3 protein-coding genes are annotated in these 2,518 nt (G+C 75.5%); 1 reads left to right on the plus strand and 2 read right to left on the minus strand.

Features of this window, described 5'->3' with window-relative positions; all coding sequences use genetic code 11:
* On the minus strand, positions 1-1,107 hold a 1,107-nt coding region (locus H0487_RS22415; RefSeq protein ID WP_183096408.1), incomplete at its 3' end, for a ComEC/Rec2 family competence protein.
* A 141-nt stretch (positions 1,108-1,248) separates the two neighbouring features.
* Here H0487_RS22415 and H0487_RS22420 point away from each other — a divergent pair.
* Complete coding sequence (locus H0487_RS22420) at positions 1,249-2,301, plus strand: HPP family protein (protein ID WP_183096409.1); 1,053 nt, start codon at positions 1,249-1,251, stop codon at positions 2,299-2,301.
* Positions 2,302-2,311: 10 nt separating this feature from the next.
* Here the strand turns inward: H0487_RS22420 and H0487_RS22425 are convergent.
* The coding region (locus H0487_RS22425; protein WP_183096410.1) for a ComEA family DNA-binding protein at positions 2,312-2,518 on the minus strand (207 nt) is incomplete at its 5' end.

The following is a 2,518-nucleotide window of genomic DNA, read 5'->3' on the forward strand; positions in this document are numbered from 1 at the left end:
GGCGGCGAAGGGCACCGCGACGGCGCCCGCCAGCGGCGCCGGCAACCACCGTCCCAGGGCGTCCTGGAGCGGCGGCCCCAGCACCACGATCCCGGCCGTCGCGAGCGCCGAGAGGGCGAACCCGGCCGACACCGCCAGCGCCGGCGAGACGAGCAGCAGGCCGGTCACGGCCACCCCGAGCGCCCGCAGACCTCGACGGCGTCCGTCGGCGCCGAGCGCGAACAGGCCCACCGCGCCCATCGCCGCCGCTCGCAGCACGCTCGGCTCGGTGCGGGCGAGCAGGACGAACCCCGCGATGCCGAGCCCACCGACGACCACCAGGCCGCGACCGCGGACCCGGAGCGCGCGGGCGAGGAGCAGCAGGAACCCGACGACCAGGGTGAGGTTCGTGCCCGACACGGCCGTCAGGTGCGTCAACCCCGTCGTCCGGAAGTCCTGCTCGAGCTCGGGCGCGAGACCCGCGTCGTCGCCGACCACGAGCGCCGGCACCAACGCCCGCTGAGGGGGTGGCCGGTCGGCGACCGCGGCCCTGATCGACGAGCGCACCGCGGCCGCCGCGCGCCACCAGACGTCGGGGCCCCGGATCCGCACCGGTGCGCGCGCCCCCACCACGAGCGCGCCGACCTCGCCCTCGTCCGCCGGGGCGAGCCGCCCCGTCGTACGGACCCGAGAGCCCAGTGCGGTCGCCGACCAGGCCGGGTCGCCGAGGACGACGACCACCGTCCCGAGGTGGTGGGTCGCGCCGCGCGCGGTCACCTCCTCCACCCGGAGTCGGACGACCACCTGGCTGCCCCATCGGCCCTCGACCACGACGGGGTCGGACACGACCGTCCCGCTGAGGGTCGCGACAGCCCGCTCGTCGGCGAGCGCAGGCAGCACCCCGTGGGCGACGACCGCCTCGCGGAGCAGCACCGCGGCCACCACTCCGGCACAGGCGACCGCGCACCCCACGAGCAGCCCCGCCGCGCGCCGGTGGACGACGCCACCGAGGACGAGCAGCACCGGCAGCCCGAGAGCGAGCACGCCACCCCCGTGGGCCGCGAGCCCACCGAACCACGCTGCTGCGGCGACGACCGGCATCCGCACGTCGTGCCGCAGCGAGGACATGGCAGGGAACCTAGGCAGCCGGGCCGACGCCACGACCCCGGCCGGACGGGCCCTGGGGACGGGACGCCCCGCCAGCGGGACCTGTGCGCGGCAGCCGGGTCGTGCCCGGATCCGGACGGATGACAACCTATGGTTCCTCAGGTGTTGCGCTACTCCCCCGCCGAGCTCGCTCGCGGTGCCGGTGGTGCCTTCCTCGGCATCGCCGTCGCCGCCGCGACCGCCCAGGTGCTGCCTGGCGGTCCGGAGAGCCTGCCGTTCATCGTGGCGCCGATGGGCGCGGCGGCCGTCCTGCTCTTCGCCGTGCCCGCCAGCCCGCTCGCCCAGCCGTGGCCCGTCGTCGGCGGCAACATCATCTCCACGATGGTCGGGCTGACCGCGCACTGGCTGGTCGACGACGTGCTGCTCGCCGGGGCCGTCGGGGTCGGGGCGGCGATCGCGGTGATGATGCTGCTGCGCTGCCTGCACCCACCGGGCGGAGCCTGCGCCCTGCTGGCCGCCACCGCGACGCCGGCGATCGACGAGCAGGGCCTGGCCTTCGCCGCGCTCCCGGTCGCCGTCAACACGGTCGCCCTGCTCCTGGTCGCCGTGGCCGTCAACAACCTCACCGGGCGCCGCTACCCCCACCGCGCCGCACCGGCTGCGCTCTCGCCGGGCGTCGACGTCGAGCTCGCCCTGGGCACCGCCGACATCGCGTCCGCGATGGCCCGCCTCTCCCAGCGCCTCGACGTCCTGCCCGAGGACGTCATCGCCCTCGTCCGCGACGCCGAGGCCCATGCCCTGGACCGCCGGCTCGGCAGCCTCCCGGTCTCCCGCGTGATGCACAGCGACGTCGCCTCGGTGCAGCCGTTCGAGTCGATCTTTCGCGCCCGGCACGTCATCGTGCAGCGCGAGGTCAAGACGCTGCCCGTCATCGACGCCGACCGCCGCGTGGCCGGCGTGGTCTCGATCATCGACCTGTTCACGCGCGACCTCGTCGAGCTCGACCCGGTCGAGTCGATCATGGTGCGCGAGGTCACCACGATCCGCGAGGACACCCCGGTGGCCGAGCTGGTCCCGATGATGACCCAGACCGGCTTCAAGGTGGTGCCGGTCGTCGACGCCGAGGACCGGATGGTCGGCCTGGTCACCCGGGGCGACCTGATCGCCGTCCTCCATCGCGCGCTCCTCGAGGGCACCACCAAGACCGCGCCCTAGCCGCCACCTCCTAGACCGTCACGTACGGCGACAGGGTCGCGAGGGTGGCCTCGCCGATGCCGTCGACCTCGAGCAGCTCGTCGACGCTCGAGAACCCGCCGTGCTCCTCGCGCCAGGAGACGATCGCCAGCGCCGTGACGGGCCCGACGTCGGGGAGGGTCTCGAGCTCGGCCTGGGTGGCCGTGTTGAGGTTGACGGGGGCGAGCGGGCCGGCCGG

The organism is Nocardioides stalactiti (genome assembly GCF_014180715.1).
GTDB lineage: Bacteria > Actinomycetota > Actinomycetes > Propionibacteriales > Nocardioidaceae > Nocardioides > Nocardioides stalactiti.